Origin of the sequence: Proteus hauseri ATCC 700826 (assembly GCF_001654965.1) — a bacterium.
GTDB lineage: Bacteria > Pseudomonadota > Gammaproteobacteria > Enterobacterales > Enterobacteriaceae > Proteus > Proteus hauseri.
Genome location: NZ_LXEV01000036.1, coordinates 104364 through 123852, shown reverse-complemented (window position 1 = coordinate 123852; position 19489 = coordinate 104364). Strand labels below are relative to the sequence as shown.

The window sequence follows — 19489 nt, the reverse complement described above, 5'->3', positions numbered from 1 at the left end:
TTAATAATATACAAAGTGAGGTTACTGGTGCATCAATAACAGATGATCCAAATTACCATATATATGACAAAATAAATTATGATGTTCTTGATTTAATAAGAAATATTAATGAATTGGAGAGTGAAAATAACTTAGTAACAGTTAATCCTATATATAGTGATGTAATTGATCTTACTGATGAAGGAATTTATAGTTAACCTTACAGTAAAGAGATTGGTAAAGAAAAGAAGGATGACATCATAGATTCATTTTCATCTGAATCTAAAAGATAAATTAGCAATAAATTTAAGACTATTTAAATAGTGGTTATTTTATTTTTTTAGGAAAAACAAATAGTCACGATAAAATATAAAATCATATATACAAAAATAAATTTAATTTGAAATAAAGAAATCAATTAAATATTAGTTTCTTTATTTTTATCTTATTTGCAATTATTAATTAATTTGTTAATCAATACAGTTATTTTTTTGATGAAAATCAAACTTAATTTATCTAAAATTTATTAATTTATCACCCAGATCAAGTCTATAAATTAATTTAAATTTTTAAATTAAGTTTGATTAAAAATAAAGGAATGTGAAGTCAACTGCATTATTTACATATAATAAGCATCAGTCGAAATCAAATTGATTTCGATCAATAAGGAACATACCGACTGGTCGGTATTATCCTTGTCATGAATACAACTGCGCATCACCGAAAAAAAGACCCAATCCGCGTTCAAGAACAATTATTGGAAGCGGCAAGCGTTATTGTGGCTAATGAAGGAATAGCTTCTCTCTCTTTAAATGCCGTAGCAAAAGAAGCAGGGGTAAGTAAAGGTGGATTACTTCATCATTTTCCTGGCAAGCTAGAATTAGTCCATGCGGTTTTTAAACGTCTATTAGGTATTATGGATAGTCGTATTGCGGTGATTATGGAAAATGATCCTATAGAAGTAGGGCGTTTTTCTCGCGCTTATTTAACCTATATTTCTGATTTAAAACAGTCAGACGAAAGCCGCCAATTAGCCATACTGTCTTTAGCAATGCCAAATGAACCTATTATGCGTAAATGTTGGCGTGACTGGATGTTAGAACATTTAGCTAAAGGTGATAAATTAGATAATAGTTATTTAGGAACATTAATTCGTTATGCCGCTGATGGGCTTTGGTTATCTGAGTTAACAGAAGGTCCGACTATTTCTCAAGAAGAGCGTAGCGCATTAGTTGAAAGATTATCTGAGATGACATTTGACTATATGGCAAACACAGCAAATCAGTAATTTTAATCAGGATGAATGAGGGCACAATGAAATACAAAATAAATGCCTTAATTTATTACGACGCAACGGATGGCGCAATTTCATTAGAAAAAGATAGCGTAGATACGCATCTTTCTATTACAGCCAATGCGTTATTATTTTACTTTATTCAGCATCCTGGTGTGGTTAATCGCGATGAAGTATTAAAATGCGTTTGGGATGATAATGGGCTGGTATCTTCAAATAGTAATTTAAACCAATATTTGAGTTTATTACGCAAAACGTTTCGCCATTATGGTATTGAAAATATTATTGTCACTATTGCCAAAGGGCGATTAGAGTTTAATCCTGATATCTCGATAGAGCTAATTGATGATTCAACATTATTACCCATAACTCAACTTAATACAGAAACAGCCACACCCAATAATGAACAATCGTTATCTGTAAAAAATATATCAGAGATTGTATCAGTAGAAGTAATATCAGAGGAAAGCCAAAACAGTAAAGAGAATCTATCATCAGAAAATTTGCAACAAAAAGCAAAACGACCAGATATTTGCTGGTATTTAGCCAGTATTGGTTTTCTTTTTGGGGCGTTATTTTTGGTGATAATTACTTTCTTTAATCAACATCATTCAAAACCAATTACGCTTACTCCATTAGCGCATAATGATTGTGAATTGCTCTCTAATGAAGCGATGATTAATTCAGCGGTAAGTGATAATTACGTGCAAAATTTTGATGCAGTACGAAACAAGCTCAATTTACAGTGTGTAAAAGGTGAGCGATTTGTTTTCTTTTATGGGGATAAATTACAAACCAATGGATTAGGGCGCGTATTTTTAGCGCATTGTGCAAAGAACGAAGATAATCCATTTAGTTATTGCGACAATTACTTTTACTATTCTTGGAAATACTAATGAAAATCTCAGGGAAACTTTTATGTCTGTTTTCGGCCCTGATTTTTATCTTGGTCGCATTATATTCAGCTACAACATTTCTTTCTGCAAAAAATGAAGGTGTCATGGTTTGCTCAACCAAAGGCATTATGCGTTTTGAAAATATGGAAGCAGAAAATGTAAATGGTAATATTCACTTCTCATTTGGTGCCAATGGTAAAGGTTCGATAGTTGTTGAAGGATATACAGATTCTAAAGCGGGTTGGCTTTATTTACAGCGCTATGTGAAATTTGATTACACAACCAAGCGAGTTTCACCTACAGAACGACACTATTTTGTCAGTCAGTGGGGATCAAGCGCTTCTTCGATAGATGAATCACCAGATGTTATTTTTGACTATTTTATGCGCGAAATGTCAGATAGTCATGATGGGTTATTTCTTAATGCCCAGAAGCTTAATGAAAAAACTATTTTATTAAGTTCGCTAAATTCACCACTCTATATTTGTACCTTAAAACCTGGTAGTAAATTTGATTGATTTCACTTTATTAAATACCCGTATGTTGTCGGGTATTTAATTGCTACTGGTTAAATCTTTGGTTAAATAACTTACTCACTTCTTTATTCATTTATTTACTCATTCACTCACTCGTTTATTCATTTACTCATTTATTCATTTACTCATTTATTCATTTATTCATTTACTCACTGATAGCAGTTATTTCTTTCAATCCTGTATGTCATTTACGTAATTATTTTTCTAACAAGCCTATTGGTGATTTGTCGATAATTTAATACAGATTTTCCTAAGCTTTTTATCTCTTGAGTGATTACATTTTTATAATCGCGATAGGTTTATTTCTTTGTGTTGTTGAAAAGATACGTTATAGCCAAAGAAATAGCACGATTTGTATATAGACTCGATTTAGCATTTTTCTGTTATTGATCTCACGCTCAAATATCAGTGATATTCCGCACATCTTTTCCTCTTAGATATACTCGATTTTTGCACCTTATCAACATCCTTCTAACAAAGTTAATTGGCCTATTTTTTAATCTTTTTTTTATGAATTCTCATAAATTTTAAACTATGGAAAAAAGAAATTATTAGCATAGAGATATAAATAAGGAGATAAAAAAGTCTAAATGGCAGAGTTAAATTCTATATCTTTTCATAATCTGGATTTATATGTCGTTTTATTTTTTGGCCGTTATAGTGGTTTTGAAACCAAAGTCTGCGTTTAAAAAATCACCACGCAGACACAATGGGCAAACGTAAACCGTTAAACGGCTTCTCGGAGGAAATGAAAATGGGTGATGCATTAGGTCTGATCGAAACCAAGGGTCTGGTGGCATGTATTGAAGCTGCTGACGCTATGTGTAAAGCCGCGAACGTTGAACTAATTGGCTATGAAAATGTGGGTTCAGGTCTCGTGACTGCGATGGTGAAAGGCGACGTAGGCGCAGTGAAAGCTGCTGTGGATTCAGGTGTGGAGTCAGCACAACGCGTGGGTGAAGTGGTTACATCACTCGTGATTGCTCGTCCTCACAATGACATCAACAAGATTGTTATCAAGCACAAGGCATAATTTTTGCCTTAGGAGAACGTATGGGTGATGCATTAGGACTTATCGAAACGCAAGGCTTAGTTGCTTGTATTGAAGCGGCTGATGCGATGTGTAAAGCCGCCAATGTTGAGTTAATTGGCTATGAAAATGTCGGCTCTGGCCTAGTAACCGCGATGGTGAAAGGTGATGTAGGTGCAGTGAAAGCGGCCGTAGAGTCCGGCTTAGAAGCAGCTCAACGTGTTGGCACTGTAGTGACTTCATTAGTAATCGCTCGTCCACACAACGATATTCAAAAAATCGTTGCCCAGTACAAAGTGACTGAATAACGAAGGAAATTGATATGAAAGAAGCACTTGGTCTGATTGAAACCAAAGGTCTCGTTGCCTGCATTGAAGCGGCTGATGCGATGTGTAAAGCCGCCAATGTTGAACTGATTGGTTATGAAAATGTCGGTTCAGGTCTGGTAACGGCCATGGTTAAAGGTGATGTCGGTGCGGTAAATGCAGCGGTTGAGTCTGGTGTTGAAGCGGCAAAACGCATCGGCACTGTTGTGACCTCTCGTGTTATTGCAAGACCGCATAACGATATCGAGAAAATTGCCGAGCAGCATAAAGCCTGATTATTCAGGTGCAGCAAAGCAAAAAAATAAGTTATTCAGCTAAATTTTTTAACTCCTGTATGGGGGATACCATGGTTGCATTAGATAAAGATTTGCAATCCAGACAACTGGCTCGTGAGCTAGTTCGTAATGCGAAAAACGCACAGCATATCTTCGCTAAATTTTCGCAGGAAAAAATCGACAGTATTGTAAAACACATCGCATTTGAAGCAGCTCGCCACGCAGAAGAGCTAGCAAAAATGGCGAACGAAGAGACAGGCTTTGGTAAGTGGGAAGATAAAGTCCTGAAAAATACCTTCGCGTCATTGCGTGTGTATGAACATATGAAAGATATGAAGACCGTTGGCATTATCAATGACGATAAAGTGAAAAAAGTCATGGATGTTGGCGTGCCTTTAGGGGTTATTACCGCACTGGTGCCTTCAACTAACCCAACATCAACCATTATCTATAAAACCCTGATTGCACTGAAAGCGGGTAATGCGATTATTTTTTCACCACACCCTAATGCAAAACAGTGTAGTTTTCGTGCCTTAGAGATCGTGAAAAAAGCGGCATATGAAGCGGGTGCGCCAGAAGGTATTGTGGATGGCGTGACTTTACTGACACTAGAAGCAACCAAAGAATTAATGCACAGCAAAGATGTGTCATTAATTTTAGCGACTGGTGGTGAAGGCATGGTACGTGCCGCTTATGCATCTGGTACGCCAACCATCAGTGGCGGCCCTGGTAATGGTCCTGCATTTATCGAGCGTAGTGCGGATATCAAAAAAGCGGTGAGCGATATCATCACCAGTAAAACATTCGATAACGGTGTTATCTGCGCATCAGAGCAATCCATTATTGTAGAACGTTGCATTTATAACGAAGTACATCGCGAATTATTAGCGCAAGGTGCTTACTTTATGAATGACGAAGAAGCAGCGAAAGTGGCTTCAATGTTATTACGCGCAAATGGCACAATTAACCCGGCGGTTGTGGGTAAAGATGCGATTTATTTAAGCCAACGAGCAGGCTTTAGCGTACCAGCAAGTACTCGCGTATTAATCGCGCTGCAAGACACGGTTTCACCTAAAAATCCGTACTCACGCGAAAAACTTTGCCCAATCTTAGGTATGTATATCGAAGAAGATTGGAAGTCAGCCTGTGATCGTGTGGTTGATTTGCTGACTAACGAAGGTTTAGGTCATACCTTAGTTATTCACACTCAAAACGAAGATGTTATTCGTCAGTTCTCATTAGAAAAACCAGTAAACCGTATTTTAATTAATACCCCAGCTGCATTAGGCGGTATTGGTGCAACAACCAATATTACGCCTGCATTAACATTAGGCTGTGGTGCTGTTGGTGGCGGTTCTAGTTCTGACAACGTTGGCCCAATGAATTTACTTAATATTCGTAAAGTGGGTTATGGCGTACGCACCGTTGAAGAATTAAAACAACCTTGTCCTTTAGCACAAGAAGCGGCTCAGTCAGTTGTTTCTGCTTGTTCTGTTGCAAGTTCGACTCATCAAACAAGCATCCTTGAAGACGCTCGTTTTCAATCATCTTCTTTAACACCTGTTCATGCTGAGTGTGCAACTGCGCAGCGCCAGATTCAAGGTGATGATCGCTTTGGTGCGACATCTTCTTATGCGCAAGCCAGTGAATGTGTGCAACAAGTGGTGGCACAAGGTGATATTACCGAAGAAAACGTGGAACGCATTATCAAGGAAGTTCTCGGACGTCTGAGTAAATAACTCATTGATATAAGGCGATATAAACCATGATCCTCGCAAAGGTTATCGGACACGTAGTAGCGACACAAAAAAGCCCAGAACTCAAAGGTAGTAACCTGCTGATGATAGCAACGTTAGATGATGAGCTTAAGCCACTGAAAAACAAAACCTATGTTGCAGTGGATAGTGTAGGTGCGGGTATCAACGATGTTGTGTTGGCTGAAGAGTACTTTGCACTGAATAAAGATCGTTACAAAGCGATGTCTGTGGTTGCCATTGTTGAGAAGGTTTATCGGGACAGTAAGGAGTAATAACGACATGAGTGAGTTTCTGATAAAGCCCAAAATTCAGTTTGGCACCAATGCACTGAATTTCCTAGCTGGGTTAACTGCCCGCCGCGCATTTGTGGTGACAGATAAAGCAATGGTGAAGTTTGGCTTTGCAAATAAAGTTACTGACAAGCTACTGCAACGGGGGATTGAGTTTCAAGTCTATGATGATGTGGCATCTGATCCTGATATTTCAGCCATTGTCAGTGGTATGAAAATGATGGATGCCAACTATCCAGACTTGGTTATTGCACTCGGTGGTGGGTCTGTTATCGATGCCGCGAAAGCCGTTATGTACTCCCTCTGGCATACCCGTAAAGAGAGTAACAGAGTTAAACCGCAATTTATTGCGATCCCAACGACCAGTGGTACAGGTTCAGAAGTAACCTCATTTTCAGTGATTAAATCACGTAATGAAAAACTGGTTTTGGTTGATGAATTTATGTTGCCTGATGTCGCCATTCTCGACCCTGAGTTAGTGAAATCTGTACCTCCGACAATTACTGCTGATACCGGTATGGATGTGCTGTGCCATGCGCTCGAAGCTTATGTATCTAAAGCAGCCTCTGATTTTACCGATGCAATGGCAGAAAAAGCAGTCAAGTTAGTGTTTAGCCACTTGATTGATTGTCATCACCAAGGTGACAACCTGTTAGCTCGCGAAAAAATGCATAACGCCTCTTGTATTGCGGGTATGGCATTTACTAACGCTTCTTTAGGTATTACGCACAGCCTTGCTCATGCGTTAGGCGGCGTGTTCCATGTGCCTCATGGCCGAGCTAATGCGTTATTGATGACACATGTCGTCGCCTTTAACGCCAATCTTCACGGCGATTGTCGTAGTGAAGCAGCACAACGTTATGCCTATCTCGCTCAAAGTTTAGGGCTACCAGCCAATACAGTAAGAGAAGGGGTAACCAGTTTAATTGTTGCTATCAATGTATTGAAAGATGAAATGGGTATGCCGAAGAGTATTCGCGATACCGGTGTTAGTGAAGCGGACTTTTATACCCGTTTAACGGAGATGGTCGGACAGGCTTTGCGTGATAGTTGTACGCCAACAAATCCGCGTGACGTAAACACACACCAATTAGAAACATTATATCGTCAGGCATTTGCCGGTGTATCACACAGCTAATGCTCAACCGAATTAATACCGATTAGGTCAAGTAAAGAACATCAGGAGAGCCCCACATGGCCAAATATTCTTTGACGCCACGCGTAAAAATGCTGGCAGAACGTTTAGTCTCACGTAATAGCTCAATAAGCACCGAGCGTGCGACCATTTTTGATTCATTAGACAGCAGCATTGCCGGTGTACCACAAGCGATTAAACCAGCGCAGCGTTTCTATGAATTTATTCGTCATTTTCCAAGCTACATCGCACAAGATGAATTGCTCATTGGTAGTCAATCTTCGACGCCTCGTGGTGCTATTTTTCACACTGAAGAAGAAGTTCGCAGTGCTTCTATTTACCGCTTTTTAAGTGGCCAAAATAACGTTGGATCACCAGATTATATGCTGGTGGTTAATCAAGGCTTTTTAGCGATTAAAGCGCAACTTGAAGACAGAATTAGAAGCATTGGTAGTGCGGTAAATCGTAGCAGCATGGATGAAGCAAATTTCTGTAAATCAGCTATCTATGCCTGTGATGCGGCACTGTATTTTGCTCAAATTCTTTCTGCAAAAGCAGAAAATTTAGCGGCAATGGAAGGTAATCCATACCGTAAAGCCGAATTACTAGAAAATGCAGCTATTTTACGCAAAGTGCCAGCAAAACCAGCTGAAACATTTAAAGAAGCAAGCCAAGTATTCTATTTACTGCAATTAATCTTACATCTGGAAAACGGCAGCTATGCCGTGAATCCAATGGGGTTTGATAAAGCACTTTATCCGTTCTATCAACGTGATATCGATCAAGGCCGTTTAACACAAGCACAGGCTTATGAAATTGTTGAAAGTTTATGGCTGAAGTTGGCTGAGCTTTCAGAAGTTCGTGCAACGAAAGAAGTTGATGGCTACCCAATGTTTGATGCGATGGTACATGGCGTTGATATCAACGATCCTCGCATTAGTATTAATGAATTATCAGAAATGTTGTTGTCAGCTCGAACTAACCTTTCAACATTACACAGCGCCCTACAAGTTCGTTTATATAACGGACGTATGAATAGCCAGCCTGAATATTCTGCACCATCAGCAGGTTTTGTTGCACCAACAGCACAAGCTGATAGCGAATTTAAAGTAATGGAAGGCTTAACGCCTCGCCTACAACGTTTACGTAATCGCTATTTAGAAGCGCGCCCAAGTGTTTCTATTTATAGAGCTTTAGCGTTTACTGAAATCGTACGTGAAAACCCAGGTTTACCACCAATTTTGCTGCGAGCTAAAGCTTTCCGTCGAGCTTGTGAAACCGCACCAATTTTAATTCAAGATGAAGAGCTGATTGTTGGGCATCCTTGTGGAAAACCGCGTGCTGGCGCTTTCTCTCCTGATATCGCATGGCGTTGGGTTCGTGATGAACTTGATACCATGAGCACGCGTCCACAAGATCCCTTTGTTATCTCAGAAGAAGACAAAAAAGTGATCCGCGAAGAGTTAGTTCCTTTCTGGGAAGGCCGCTCTCTTGATGAAATTTGTGAAGCACAATATCGCGAAGCGGGTGTTTGGGAATTTAGCGGAGAAACCTTTGTCAGTGATCTTTCTTATCACCAAATCAACGGTGGTGGCGATACTTGCCCAGGTTATGACGTTTTACTATTTACCAAAGGGATGAATGGTATTAAAGCTGATGCTCAGGCAAAACTGGCTGAATTAAGCATGGATAATCCTGCTGATATCGACCGTATCTATTTTTATAAAGCATCGATTGAAAGTTGTGAAGGGGTTATTGCTTATGCTCATCGTATTGCTGAGCATGCGCGTGAACTGGCCTCAAAAGAGAGCAATCCACAACGCCGTGAAGAGTTACTAACCATCGCGCAAGTTAATGAAAACGTACCTGCTAATCCGCCAAAAACGTTGCAAGAAGCATTGCAAAGTATCTGGACTGTTGAATCACTGTTTGAAGTTGAAGAGAACCAAACCGGTCTTTCTTTAGGTCGATTAGACCAATATTGCTTCCCAATGTATGAAAACGACATCAAAACAGGTGTTTTAACCCGAGAGCAAGCACTGGAGATGATGCAAGCCTTTATCATCAAATGTGCTGAGTTAATGTGGATGTCGAGTGAGTTAGGTGCAAAATATTTTGCTGGTTATCAGCCATTTATCAACTTAACCGTAGGTGGGCAAAAACGTTCTGGTGGCGATGCGTGTAATGACTTAACGTTCCTAATTATGGATGCCGTGCGCTTTGTGAAAGTGTATCAACCTTCATTGGCATGCCGTATTCATAACCAGTCACCACCACAATATATGGAAAAAATCGTTGATGTAGTTAAAGCGGGTATGGGTTTCCCTGCATGCCACTTCGACGATTCTCATATCAAAATGATGCTACGTAAAGGCTTCGACTTTGAAGATGCGCGTGACTACTGCTTAATGGGTTGTGTTGAGCCACAAAAATCAGGTCGTATTTATCAATGGACATCAACAGGTTACACCCAATGGCCAATTGCGATTGAATTCGTATTAAATCGTGGTCGTATGGTGCTGTTTGATAGCTATCAAGGCTTAGATACTGGCGATTTACGTGATTTACGTACTTATGAAGACTTTGACAGAGCGGTTAAAGAACAAATTGCGCATATCGTTCGCTTATCTGCGATAGGTACTGTTATTAGCCAGCGTGTACACCGTGATGTTGCGCCAAAACCATTGATGTCGCTGTTAGTTGAAGGCTGTATGGAACAGGGTAAAGACGTTACTGCGGGTGGTGCGATGGTTAACCACGGCCCGGGTCTTATCTTCTCTGGCTTAGCAACCTATGTTGATTCAATGGCCGCTATTCGCAAATTGGTTTACGACGATAAGAAATATAGCTTAGAACAAATTCGTGATGCGCTATTAGCTAATTTTGAGGGTCACGAAGAGCTATTACGCGATTGCTTAAATGCACCAAAATTTGGTAACGATGACGATGTTGTTGACCAATACGCATTAGATATTACGGAATGGACTGAGCGCGAATGTCGTCAATACAAAATGCTCTATTCCACATTGAGTCACGGTACGCTGTCTATCTCTAACAATACGCCAATTGGTGAGTTAACCGCAGCCACACCAAATGGACGCTTAGCATGGAAACCGTTATCTGACGGCATCAGTCCAACACAAGGTGCTGATAAACATGGTCCGACTGCGATTATCAAATCTATCAGCAAAATGAATGTTGAAACCATGAATATCGGTATGGTTCATAACTTCAAATTTTTGAAAGGATTGTTAGATACCAATGAAGGCCGCCAAGGTCTAATCACCTTACTAAGAACCGCTTCAATTCTGGGTAATGGCCAGATGCAATTTAGCTATGTCGATAATGAAGTGCTGAAAAAAGCACAAATAGAGCCTGAAAAATATCGCGATTTAATCGTTCGTGTTGCTGGCTACAGTGCTTACTTCGTTGAATTATGTAAAGAAGTTCAGGATGAAATTATCAGTCGTACTGTGATTGAGAAATTCTAAATCATAGCTATTAAGGATGGCAAAACACCATCCTTTTTCATCGACAAGACAAGATTTAAATTTATCGAACAAGGATGTTTGATGCTGATTTGGAGGCGCAATAATGGAAACGGCGGCAGAAATTAGAGGCCGGATATTTAATATCCAAAAATACTCTATTTATGATGGTGATGGTATTCGTACTCTGGTTTTTTTAAAAGGCTGTAATATCCGCTGCCCTTGGTGTTCAAATCCAGAAGGTCTTAGCAGTGAATTCCAAGTGATGTATTCCCACGATAAATGTGTTGATTGTGGTAAATGTGTCGATGTTTGTCCTGCGGGTGTGCATTACATGGCAACCAATGAAAATGGAAAACAAGTTCACCGGGTTGATCGTGCAATAGATTGTATTGGTTGTCGTAAATGTGAAGAAGTCTGTATTTCCGATGCGCTTGATATTATGGGAAAAGATGTTTCTGTCTCTGAATTAATGTCGATCATTATGCAAGATTACGATTTCTATGTTTCTTCAGGTGGTGGCGTCACGATAGGTGGAGGAGAGATGAGTTTACAAACTGATTTCGCTGTTGCGCTATTGCGTGAATGCAAAAAGATGATGATCAACACCGCCATTGAAACACAAGGTACAACGAATGTGGCTAATTATGAAAAATTAGCAGAGGTTGTTGACCAATTTCTTTTTGATATCAAACACATCGATACTCATCAGCATAAAGCGTTATTTGGTATTGGTAATGAGAATGTACGTCGTAATTTAGAACGATTAATGGAATTAGGCGCAAATGTGGTGATCCGTATGCCATTAGTACGCGGTTATAACGACTCTTATGATGCCATTACTGGTGCAATAAATTACGCGATGGAGTTATCGAAACGCGGCAATATTCAGCGCATTGATATTCTTCCTTATCATCAGTTTGGACGTAATAAATACGAAAAATTGGAAATGATCTATCCAATGAAAAACGATCCAAGCTATACGCCAGAAGAATTAGACAGCTTAGAAGCCTTCTTTAAGAAGTTTGATTTCGATATCCGTCTTGTCCGTCACTAAGTAGGAGAGAATGATGAAAAGTTTAGGTGTTATTGAAACACGAGGATTAACCGCCGCCATTCAAGCCGCAGATGCCGCGTGTAAAGCAGCGAATGTTGAAATTGTTGGATACCGAAAAGTGGGTTCAGGGTTGGTATCTGTTTGTTTTCAAGGTGAAATTAGTGCAGTGAAAACAGCAATAGATCATGGTGTCGAGGTTGTGAGTCAATCTGAATTAGTGATTGGATCATTGGTGATCGCAAGACCTGAGCCAAGTGTTATTACTAAATTATTGACCATCAAAAGTAAGAAAAAAGCATCATCGGTTGAGGCTGTTAAATCTCAAACTGTCGTAAATAACATAGTTGATACAGTGGCAGAAAAAATCGCAGAAAAACCGATAGTGTCTTCATCAGTAAAAGAACTGGCTGATCCTCTTACATACAATGTGGTATCTGAAACCAAAGCGGTAGCGGATAAAACAGAAAGTAGTAAAAAAGAGAACAAGCCAGAGAGTCGTAAAGGTAAAAAATAATGATTAATCAACAGCTCATGGGAAAAATTCTCTCTCGTTTACCGGCCCAATACTTGGCGATGGGAGAAACACAAGGAATGGCTATCCCTGTTGGTATTTCTAATCGTCATGTGCATCTTTCACAGCAAGATGTTGAAGTGTTATTTGGTCAAGGTTATCAGCTCACTCCTTTTAAAGAGCTGAAACAACCAGGGCAATTTGCTGCTAAAGAGTGTGTGATTGTGGTGGGATCTAAAGGCTCAATTAGTAAAGTACGTGTATTGGGACCTGTTCGTCCACAAAGTCAATTAGAAATTTCGAAAGCAGACTGTTTTGCTTTGGGTATTAAAGCGCCAGTGCGTGAATCGGGTGATTTAGTTGGCTCTGGCAATGCCGTTTTAATGGGGCCTGCGGGCTATGTTGAACTGAAAGAGCAAGTTATTTGCGCTCAACGCCATATTCATATGAGTGAAGTGGATGCGACAGTATTAAATGTGAGCAATGGGCAAAAAGTGCACGTTAAAACAGAAGGTGAACGCAGCCTGATTTTTGATGAAGTGGTTGTTCGTGTAAGTAGCAATTTTGTTTTGGAATTTCATATTGATACTGATGAAGCGAATGCGGCAGGACTTCGCAATAACGACAGCGTGTTTATTGTCAGCTAAGACAATGAGGTGACGTAATGGACAATCAGCTAATAGAAAGGATTGTAGCAGAAATAGAAAAACGAATGAAAAAATCGGTGCTGCTGGCATTAACGCCAGCGCCAGGATATCGAGATGAAATCTGTCAACGTATCGGGACTTTTTCAGCACTTCGATTTTCTCTTTTTGTCACAGCACAAGCTCAAGCCTGTCATGATTTGTCGAAATGGCGTCATCTAGGTGATATATATAAAGCGGATGAATTTGATATCAACCAATTATCTTCTTATCGTGCTTTATTTGTTCCCTATTTCGATAAAAAGCTGGTGGGTGAAATTGTTAATGGATTATTTATTAGTGAAGAAGGGAAATTAATTCATTCAGCACTGGCTAAAAATATTCCCGTTATAGCACTACCTTATTTTTGCCAACCAGAAAGTGAATTAAATGAGATTTTAGGTTTAAATAAAAATAAAGAGTATAACCTGCTTATTCAGGAAAATATTAATCGATTAAAATTATTAGGTATTTGTTTTTACTCTATCAATGAAATAGAAACTTATTTAGTTAATAATGATATTAATCTTAATGAAAAATCTGAACATTATCCTGAAATAAAAAAAGAGAATGATAATCGCTATATTACTTTGAACGAAGTAATGAAGAAGCCCGAAGAATATAGTTTATCTCAGAATAAATTAACTGATTCTGCAATTGAATATTTAAAAAGTTTGAAAAATTAATATTAAATTATATCTGATAACTCAGGAGTCTTATTATGTCACCAAAAGCTAAATCATGGCTTTGGATGCTGGCGGTTATTATTTCAGAAACCTCAGCAACCTCTACCTTAAAAATGTTTGATAATAGTGAAGGTACAACCAAAACATTATTATTAGGTCTTATTGTTGTGCTTTATGTTATTTGTTATTACTCATTATCACGCGCAGTGAAAAATATTCCTGTTGGTCTAGCTTATGCTACTTGGTCTGGCACGGGTATTTTAGTTGTATCCTCGTTGGGTATGGTTTTTTATGGTCAGCACCCTGATACCGCAGCAATGATAGGTATGGCGGTTATTGCCAGTGGTATCGTGATTATGAATCTCTTCTCCAAAATGGGCTCAGAAGAGGAAGAAGAAACCACCGAAACACAACCGGTTAAACAAGTTGCATCGTCAGCCAATAAATAATGTTATTTATTAGCAAATAAAAAATAGATAACAACGTTATTAATATAAATAAGGATAACAATTATGCTTACCGGATTCTTATGGCTGGCACTCTCTATTGGTTCTGAAATTACAGGAACCTCTATGATTAAAAAAACCAATGGCTTTAGTAAATTAGCTCCTTCTGTTTTAGTGATTACTGCTTACTGTATTTGTTATTTCGCCTTAACGCGTGCAATGGGATATATCCCTGTGGGGGTGGCGTATTCATTATGGTGTGGATTTGGTATTGTGGGTGTAACATTAGTTGCCATGATTTTATATAAACAAAAACCAGACTTACCGGCTATATTTTCAATGGCATTAATTATCTCAGGCGGGATAATTATGAATACATTTTCAACGATGTAAGAAAAATTTGTAAATTAGATATTATACTTTACCTTTTAAATAAAAATACCGATATGTTATTAAACAGTATCGGTATTTTTATTTTTTATAAAGTTTATAAAGGTGTTTTTTTTATATATCAACTCGTTCTCTAATAAGATAATACAGTTTTATATTTAAGGGAATAGATATGTTATTATCACCAGTTAATTTAAGATGTGTACCTATTACAACTTCATTAGGATCAAGTGGAGAGGTAAAAAATAGTACTTGGAACAATATAATAAGTATTAAAAATAACGATAAAGAAATTAAGCCAATACTGCTTCATAAACCACCAGCAGGTTCACCAATATATAAATTATCAAATACGACTTATAGTCCTCCTACTGACTTGTCATATAAAATACGAATAGTAAATAATGAGCCTCATTTATTACAGTCCCAGAGAATAAATAAAGAAAATAAGAGCTTACTTTTTAGACGACAAGCTAATAATACAGATATACAAAAATTTAATTTTTCTCACTCTAATAAAGAAGTAACATTGAATGATACTAGAGATAAATTTTTAGTTGCGGTTGAAAAATGTACTGGAACAGATAAGTATAATGAAAAAGCTAAAATATTATTTAATAACTTAAATGGTTTAAAATATAATTCAACTGATTATCAATCGGTTGAAAATTCTAGATACAGTAATAAATTAACGTATCGTACAGATACTTTAATAAAATCTGGCAATGTATCATTACTGGCGAATGATGTTAGTTCTTATAATTCTCCTAATATAACTATTGCATCCCAATATCCTTTGAATACTAAAGAGAATCTATATCATTATTTCAATATGTTCTTTAATGAAAAGATAAATACAGTTTATGTTTTAGCATCGAATGATGATATTAAAAACGATATTAAAAAAGACAAGAAAGATATAAAGGATATGAAAAATATAAAAGATGATAGCGGTGAAATAAAAGATTATGTAAGAAAAGAACTCCCTAAAATGGGTGTTAAATATAATGAAGATAGTTTAAAAAAGGAAGGCTTTAAATATTTTAGAGAGAATTTAGACTTAGGTGATATAAAGTCTAGTCATATTGAAAAGTGGAGTTTAAGTAAAGCCAATGGAGCATGTTTAGATTGTAAAACATATACTAAGTTAGTGACTAAAGAAAACAGTAATGAAAAGAGAAGAATAAACTTTGTCCATATTTATGATTGGGCTGATCATACAGGGATAGATGCAACGAAGTTAAAAAATACCATCGATATTATTGCTGACAATTTAAAAACAAATCCAACAAAAGAAAATATCGCTGTCCATTGTCTTGCTGGATTAGGAAGAACAGGGGAATTTATTGCTCTAATGGAAATGATGAAAGCAGAACAATCAGGGAATAAAGGAGGAAAAAGCTTAGAAAGTATTATCTCTGATTTAAGGGAAAAACGCAGTGTCAGAGCGCTTTATCAGCCTGAGCAAATTGCTGAACTCTTGAAATATGCAATAAATAATGATATTCCGCTACTTAATGATGATATTAAAATAAAATAACATTTGTTTAAATGGCTATAAAAGATCCCCGTTGCATTCACAATGGGGATTATTTTTACGACATTATTGTTTCTTGTTATATATCTGACTTACAACTCACTCACTTTTTCTAGCTGTTTTTGACGTTCAGTTTGTGCACTAATTTGGTGGTTTCGGGCTAAGAAGCTGTACATTGTTGGCAATACAAACAGGGTAAACAGTGTGCCAACTAACATACCTGATACAATAATTAGTCCTAATCCATAGCGGCTATTCGCTCCCGCACCACTGGCAAATAACAGTGGAATAAGCCCAATTACCATTGCTGCTGTGGTCATTAATACAGGGCGTAAGCGGATTTTTGCAGCTTCAATAATCGCATCACGACGGTTTAGATTTTTATGAATTTGCAGCTCATTAGCAAATTCCACCATTAGAATGCCGTGCTTACTAATTAGTCCTATTAATGTGACTAAACCAATTTGTGTGTAGATATTGAGTGTTACCATACCTAAAGCCAATGGTACTAATGCACCGCAAATCGATAATGGAACAGTGATCAAAATAATCAGCGGATCAACTAAGCTTTCATATTGTGCTGCTAACACTAAATAGATAATGATCAGTGCGGCAATAAACGCAAAAACCAACGTATTTCCTTCTTGAGTAAATTGGCGAGAATCAGATTGCCAATCATGACTAAAGCCTGCTGGTAATGAATCTGCCACGTTTTCAAGAAATGCGACCGCTTGCCCCATGGTGACACCCGGTGCGGGGATCGCTTGGAAAATGGCTGCATTTTGTTGATTAAATTGCGTTAATTTATTAGGTTCAACTTGAGTGGTAATATTCACCACAGTAGATAATGGAATTAAGACATTATCTTGAGTGCGAATATAGTGCCCAGCCAGCGCAGCCGGCGTTAAACGCTGGTGTTTCACACTTTGTGGAATAACGTCATAAGAGCGACCATCCATACCAAAACGGTTAATATAGTGCTCGCCCACTAACAGAGAAAGTGATTCACCAATATCTTGCATACGAATGCCTAAACTATTGGCTTTAGCTCTGTCTATTGCAACTTGAACAACAGGGTTGTTGTAATCTAAGTCGCTATCAACCACGACAAATAGACCACTTTCTCGTGCCTGCTGTTTTATATTTTCCATGGTTTCAAACAATATTGGGTAGCCTAATGGACTACGTAGTACCATTTGCACAGGCAATCCCCCCACAGACCCGGGTAATGAGGCTAATTGAAAAGCAAAAATGCTGGTTCCTTCAACATTATTAACCCGATTTTGTAAGTCAGCTTGAATTTGGTCTGCATTGCGGTCACGTAAATCCCAGCCATCAAAGTTAATACCACCAAAGCTTGCTGATGGGCCATCTGTGCCGTTAATTATCCATGTGCTGTCTGTTTCTGGCAGACTCATATAAATTTCATCAAGCTTTAGATTGAAATGTTCTGCATAAGCTAAATTTGCATGTTGTGGTGCTTTCACTGCTGTTAACACGCTGGCTTGATCTTCTGATGGAGCAAGCTCTTGTTTTGCTTGGCCGTATAAAAATGGCAAGCTGACAAAAACGGCTAAGGCAAAAAGAACGGTTATCCAACGGCGAGCTAACGAAAAATTCAATAAATAGCCGTAATAGTGCGCCATTTTATCAAAGACAAACTCAGCGGCTTTTGCCATTTTGCCTTCATTCTCTTTAGGTTTAAGCATAAGCGAACTCATCACTGGTGATAATGTTAAGGCGACAATACCTGAAACAATCACGCTACCAGCCAGGGTGATGGCAAACTCTTTAAATAAAGCACCGGTTAAACCGGCCATTAATCCAATTGGCGCATAAACCGCAGCAAGCGTTATTGTCATCGCAATAACAGGGCCGGCAACTTCTCGCGCCCCAACTAATGCCGCTTGTACAGGCGATAATCCCTCTTCGATATGACGATGTACGTTTTCAACCACTACAATGGCATCATCTACCACAAGACCAATTGCTAATACCATCGCTAATAAAGTGAGTAAATTAATACTAAAACCAAATGCTAGCATTAATCCCGCCGCACCCAGCATTGATAATGGGATCGCTAAAACAGGAATGATAACCGAACGAAATGATCCTAAGCAGAGGTAGATCACGGCGATCACGATCAAAATCGCTTCAATTAAGGTTTGTACAACTTGGCTGATCGAGGCTTTAATAAAACGCGATGTTTCAAATGCTAATTCAACATTTACATTGGGTGGTAAGGTTTTTTTAATATCGGTAAGATGTTCACGAATACCATCTACAATCACCAATGGGTTACCTGTCGGTGTTGGGAATAAACCTAGAAAAACTGCTTTTTTACCATTCATTATGCCGCTAGTTTCTGTTGCGGCAGCGCCTAATTCAACTGTACCGATATCGCGTAAACGTACAAGGCTATTGCCATCGTTGCTGATAACCATATCTTTAAATTCGTCAACATTAGTTAAATCAGTATTCACATAAACGTTGGCAATAACAAACTCGCCTTCGACTTTACCCGCAGCGGCTTGATAGTTATTACGACGAACAGCCTCTGCCACATCGCTGGCTGTTAAATTGCGTCCTGCCAGTCGATCAGCATCTAACCATAAGCGCATTGCCAGTTGTTGACCGCCAAATACTTGAACTTTAGCCACACCATTAATAGATGAAAACATGGGCTCAACAACACGAGAAAGATAGTCGGTTAGTTCAGGAATAGAGAGCTGTTCACTAGAAAAACCAACATATGCAACGGCTGTTGATTCACCAGATGAAAGCTCTACTACAGGATCATAAGCTTGCTCTGGCAACTTATAACGAACCTGATTTACCTTTGCCATCACTTGCGTAAGTGCTTGTGTCGGGTCGCGGTTTAGCTCCATTCTTACTGTAACTAAGCTTTTTCCTTGTACTGAAGATGATGAAATATAATCAACACCTTCAACAGAAGAGACAGCTTGCGTGATTGGTTGAGTGACAAAGCCTTGCATTAATTCTGATGAAGCGCCGGGATAATCCGTTGCTATTGTAATTGTTGAATTTTTTAGCATTGGGTATTGGCGAATCGGCAATTTACTGAATGCAAAAGCACCCAACAAAAAAATCAGTGTGCTGACGACTAACGCCAATACAGGTCGCCGAACAAAAATATCGGTAAACTTCATTAT

19 protein-coding genes are annotated in these 19489 nt (G+C 38.4%); 18 read left to right on the top strand and 1 reads right to left on the bottom strand.

Going from position 1 to position 19489, the window contains the following annotated elements; genetic code table 11:
• The 18 genes from M997_RS17605 to M997_RS17365 form a co-directional block, all read left to right on the top strand.
• On the top strand, positions 1-197 hold a 197-nt coding region (locus tag M997_RS17605), incomplete at its 5' end, for a hypothetical protein (protein ID WP_157957771.1).
• A gap of 482 nt (positions 198-679) precedes the next feature.
• Positions 680-1267, top strand: coding sequence for a TetR/AcrR family transcriptional regulator (locus M997_RS16755; protein WP_064721258.1), 588 nt, complete (start codon positions 680-682; stop codon positions 1265-1267).
• A gap of 26 nt (positions 1268-1293) precedes the next feature.
• Positions 1294-2169 (top strand): transcriptional regulator, encoded by an 876-nt coding sequence (locus M997_RS16750; protein ID WP_064721257.1) that lies wholly within the window; start codon positions 1294-1296, stop codon positions 2167-2169.
• Entirely contained in the window at positions 2169-2687 is a 519-nt protein-coding gene (locus M997_RS16745; protein WP_064721256.1) for a FidL-like protein, read from the top strand. Before M997_RS16750 ends, M997_RS16745 begins: the two co-directional genes overlap by 1 nt.
• A gap of 772 nt (positions 2688-3459) precedes the next feature.
• Positions 3460-3738 carry a BMC domain-containing protein gene (locus M997_RS16740; protein ID WP_004249182.1) on the top strand — a complete coding sequence of 93 codons (279 nt, stop codon included), beginning with the start codon at positions 3460-3462 and terminating at the stop codon, positions 3736-3738.
• A 20-nt stretch (positions 3739-3758) separates the two neighbouring features.
• Positions 3759-4043: a BMC domain-containing protein gene (locus M997_RS16735; RefSeq protein WP_006536329.1), complete on the top strand. Its 285-nt coding sequence runs from the start codon at positions 3759-3761 to the stop codon at positions 4041-4043.
• A gap of 14 nt (positions 4044-4057) precedes the next feature.
• Positions 4058-4336: a BMC domain-containing protein gene (locus tag M997_RS16730; protein WP_064721255.1), complete on the top strand. Its 279-nt coding sequence runs from the start codon at positions 4058-4060 to the stop codon at positions 4334-4336.
• A 71-nt stretch (positions 4337-4407) separates the two neighbouring features.
• Positions 4408-6075 (top strand): acetaldehyde dehydrogenase (acetylating), encoded by a 1668-nt coding sequence (locus M997_RS16725; RefSeq protein WP_064721254.1) that lies wholly within the window; start codon positions 4408-4410, stop codon positions 6073-6075.
• A 26-nt stretch (positions 6076-6101) separates the two neighbouring features.
• Positions 6102-6365, top strand: coding sequence for a EutN/CcmL family microcompartment protein (locus tag M997_RS16720; RefSeq protein WP_064721253.1), 264 nt, complete (start codon positions 6102-6104; stop codon positions 6363-6365).
• 7 nt (positions 6366-6372) lie between these two features.
• Positions 6373-7521, top strand: coding sequence for a 1-propanol dehydrogenase PduQ (locus M997_RS16715; RefSeq protein ID WP_064721252.1), 1149 nt, complete (start codon positions 6373-6375; stop codon positions 7519-7521).
• A 56-nt stretch (positions 7522-7577) separates the two neighbouring features.
• The gene (cutC, locus tag M997_RS16710; RefSeq protein ID WP_064721251.1) at positions 7578-11009 is read left to right on the top strand and encodes a choline trimethylamine-lyase; all 3432 of its coding nucleotides are present in this window, start codon (positions 7578-7580) and stop codon (positions 11007-11009) included.
• A 103-nt stretch (positions 11010-11112) separates the two neighbouring features.
• Positions 11113-12063, top strand: coding sequence for a choline TMA-lyase-activating enzyme (gene cutD / locus M997_RS16705; protein ID WP_064721250.1), 951 nt, complete (start codon positions 11113-11115; stop codon positions 12061-12063).
• 13 nt (positions 12064-12076) lie between these two features.
• A complete protein-coding gene (locus tag M997_RS16700; protein ID WP_064721249.1) occupies positions 12077-12577 on the top strand; it encodes a BMC domain-containing protein in 501 nt (166 codons plus the stop codon).
• Positions 12577-13221, top strand: coding sequence for a phosphate propanoyltransferase (locus tag M997_RS16695; RefSeq protein ID WP_064721248.1), 645 nt, complete (start codon positions 12577-12579; stop codon positions 13219-13221). The genes M997_RS16700 and M997_RS16695 overlap by 1 nt, the downstream gene beginning before the upstream one ends.
• 17 nt (positions 13222-13238) lie before the next feature.
• A complete protein-coding gene (locus tag M997_RS16690; protein WP_064721247.1) occupies positions 13239-13943 on the top strand; it encodes a hypothetical protein in 705 nt (234 codons plus the stop codon).
• A gap of 35 nt (positions 13944-13978) precedes the next feature.
• Complete coding sequence (locus M997_RS16685) at positions 13979-14392, top strand: DMT family transporter (protein WP_064721246.1); 414 nt, start codon at positions 13979-13981, stop codon at positions 14390-14392.
• Positions 14393-14455: 63 nt separating this feature from the next.
• A complete protein-coding gene (locus M997_RS16680; protein WP_064721245.1) occupies positions 14456-14782 on the top strand; it encodes a DMT family transporter in 327 nt (108 codons plus the stop codon).
• 169 nt (positions 14783-14951) lie between these two features.
• The gene (locus M997_RS17365; protein WP_082918464.1) at positions 14952-16319 is read left to right on the top strand and encodes a protein-tyrosine phosphatase family protein; all 1368 of its coding nucleotides are present in this window, start codon (positions 14952-14954) and stop codon (positions 16317-16319) included.
• Positions 16320-16408: 89 nt separating this feature from the next.
• Here M997_RS17365 and M997_RS16670 read toward each other — a convergent pair whose 3' ends face one another.
• The gene (locus tag M997_RS16670; protein ID WP_064721244.1) at positions 16409-19486 is read right to left on the bottom strand and encodes a MexW/MexI family multidrug efflux RND transporter permease subunit; all 3078 of its coding nucleotides are present in this window, start codon (positions 19484-19486) and stop codon (positions 16409-16411) included.
• Positions 19487-19489: the final 3 nt, after the last annotated feature.

Bases quoted from the DNA above. Each gene is read 5' to 3' on its own strand.
- M997_RS16755 (WP_064721258.1), top strand. From the start codon at position 680: ATGAATACAACTGCGCATCACCGAAAAAAAGACCCAATCCGCGTTCAA.
- M997_RS16750 (WP_064721257.1), top strand. From the start codon at position 1,294: ATGAAATACAAAATAAATGCCTTAATTTATTACGACGCAACGGATGGC.
- M997_RS16745 (WP_064721256.1), top strand. From the start codon at position 2,169: ATGAAAATCTCAGGGAAACTTTTATGTCTGTTTTCGGCCCTGATTTTT.
- M997_RS16740 (WP_004249182.1), top strand. From the start codon at position 3,460: ATGGGTGATGCATTAGGTCTGATCGAAACCAAGGGTCTGGTGGCATGT.
- M997_RS16735 (WP_006536329.1), top strand. From the start codon at position 3,759: ATGGGTGATGCATTAGGACTTATCGAAACGCAAGGCTTAGTTGCTTGT.
- M997_RS16730 (WP_064721255.1), top strand. From the start codon at position 4,058: ATGAAAGAAGCACTTGGTCTGATTGAAACCAAAGGTCTCGTTGCCTGC.
- M997_RS16725 (WP_064721254.1), top strand. From the start codon at position 4,408: ATGGTTGCATTAGATAAAGATTTGCAATCCAGACAACTGGCTCGTGAG.
- M997_RS16720 (WP_064721253.1), top strand. From the start codon at position 6,102: ATGATCCTCGCAAAGGTTATCGGACACGTAGTAGCGACACAAAAAAGC.
- M997_RS16715 (WP_064721252.1), top strand. From the start codon at position 6,373: ATGAGTGAGTTTCTGATAAAGCCCAAAATTCAGTTTGGCACCAATGCA.
- cutC (WP_064721251.1), top strand. From the start codon at position 7,578: ATGGCCAAATATTCTTTGACGCCACGCGTAAAAATGCTGGCAGAACGT.
- cutD (WP_064721250.1), top strand. From the start codon at position 11,113: ATGGAAACGGCGGCAGAAATTAGAGGCCGGATATTTAATATCCAAAAA.
- M997_RS16700 (WP_064721249.1), top strand. From the start codon at position 12,077: ATGAAAAGTTTAGGTGTTATTGAAACACGAGGATTAACCGCCGCCATT.
- M997_RS16695 (WP_064721248.1), top strand. From the start codon at position 12,577: ATGATTAATCAACAGCTCATGGGAAAAATTCTCTCTCGTTTACCGGCC.
- M997_RS16690 (WP_064721247.1), top strand. From the start codon at position 13,239: ATGGACAATCAGCTAATAGAAAGGATTGTAGCAGAAATAGAAAAACGA.
- M997_RS16685 (WP_064721246.1), top strand. From the start codon at position 13,979: ATGTCACCAAAAGCTAAATCATGGCTTTGGATGCTGGCGGTTATTATT.
- M997_RS16680 (WP_064721245.1), top strand. From the start codon at position 14,456: ATGCTTACCGGATTCTTATGGCTGGCACTCTCTATTGGTTCTGAAATT.
- M997_RS17365 (WP_082918464.1), top strand. From the start codon at position 14,952: ATGTTATTATCACCAGTTAATTTAAGATGTGTACCTATTACAACTTCA.
- M997_RS16670 (WP_064721244.1), bottom strand. From the start codon at position 19,486: ATGAAGTTTACCGATATTTTTGTTCGGCGACCTGTATTGGCGTTAGTC.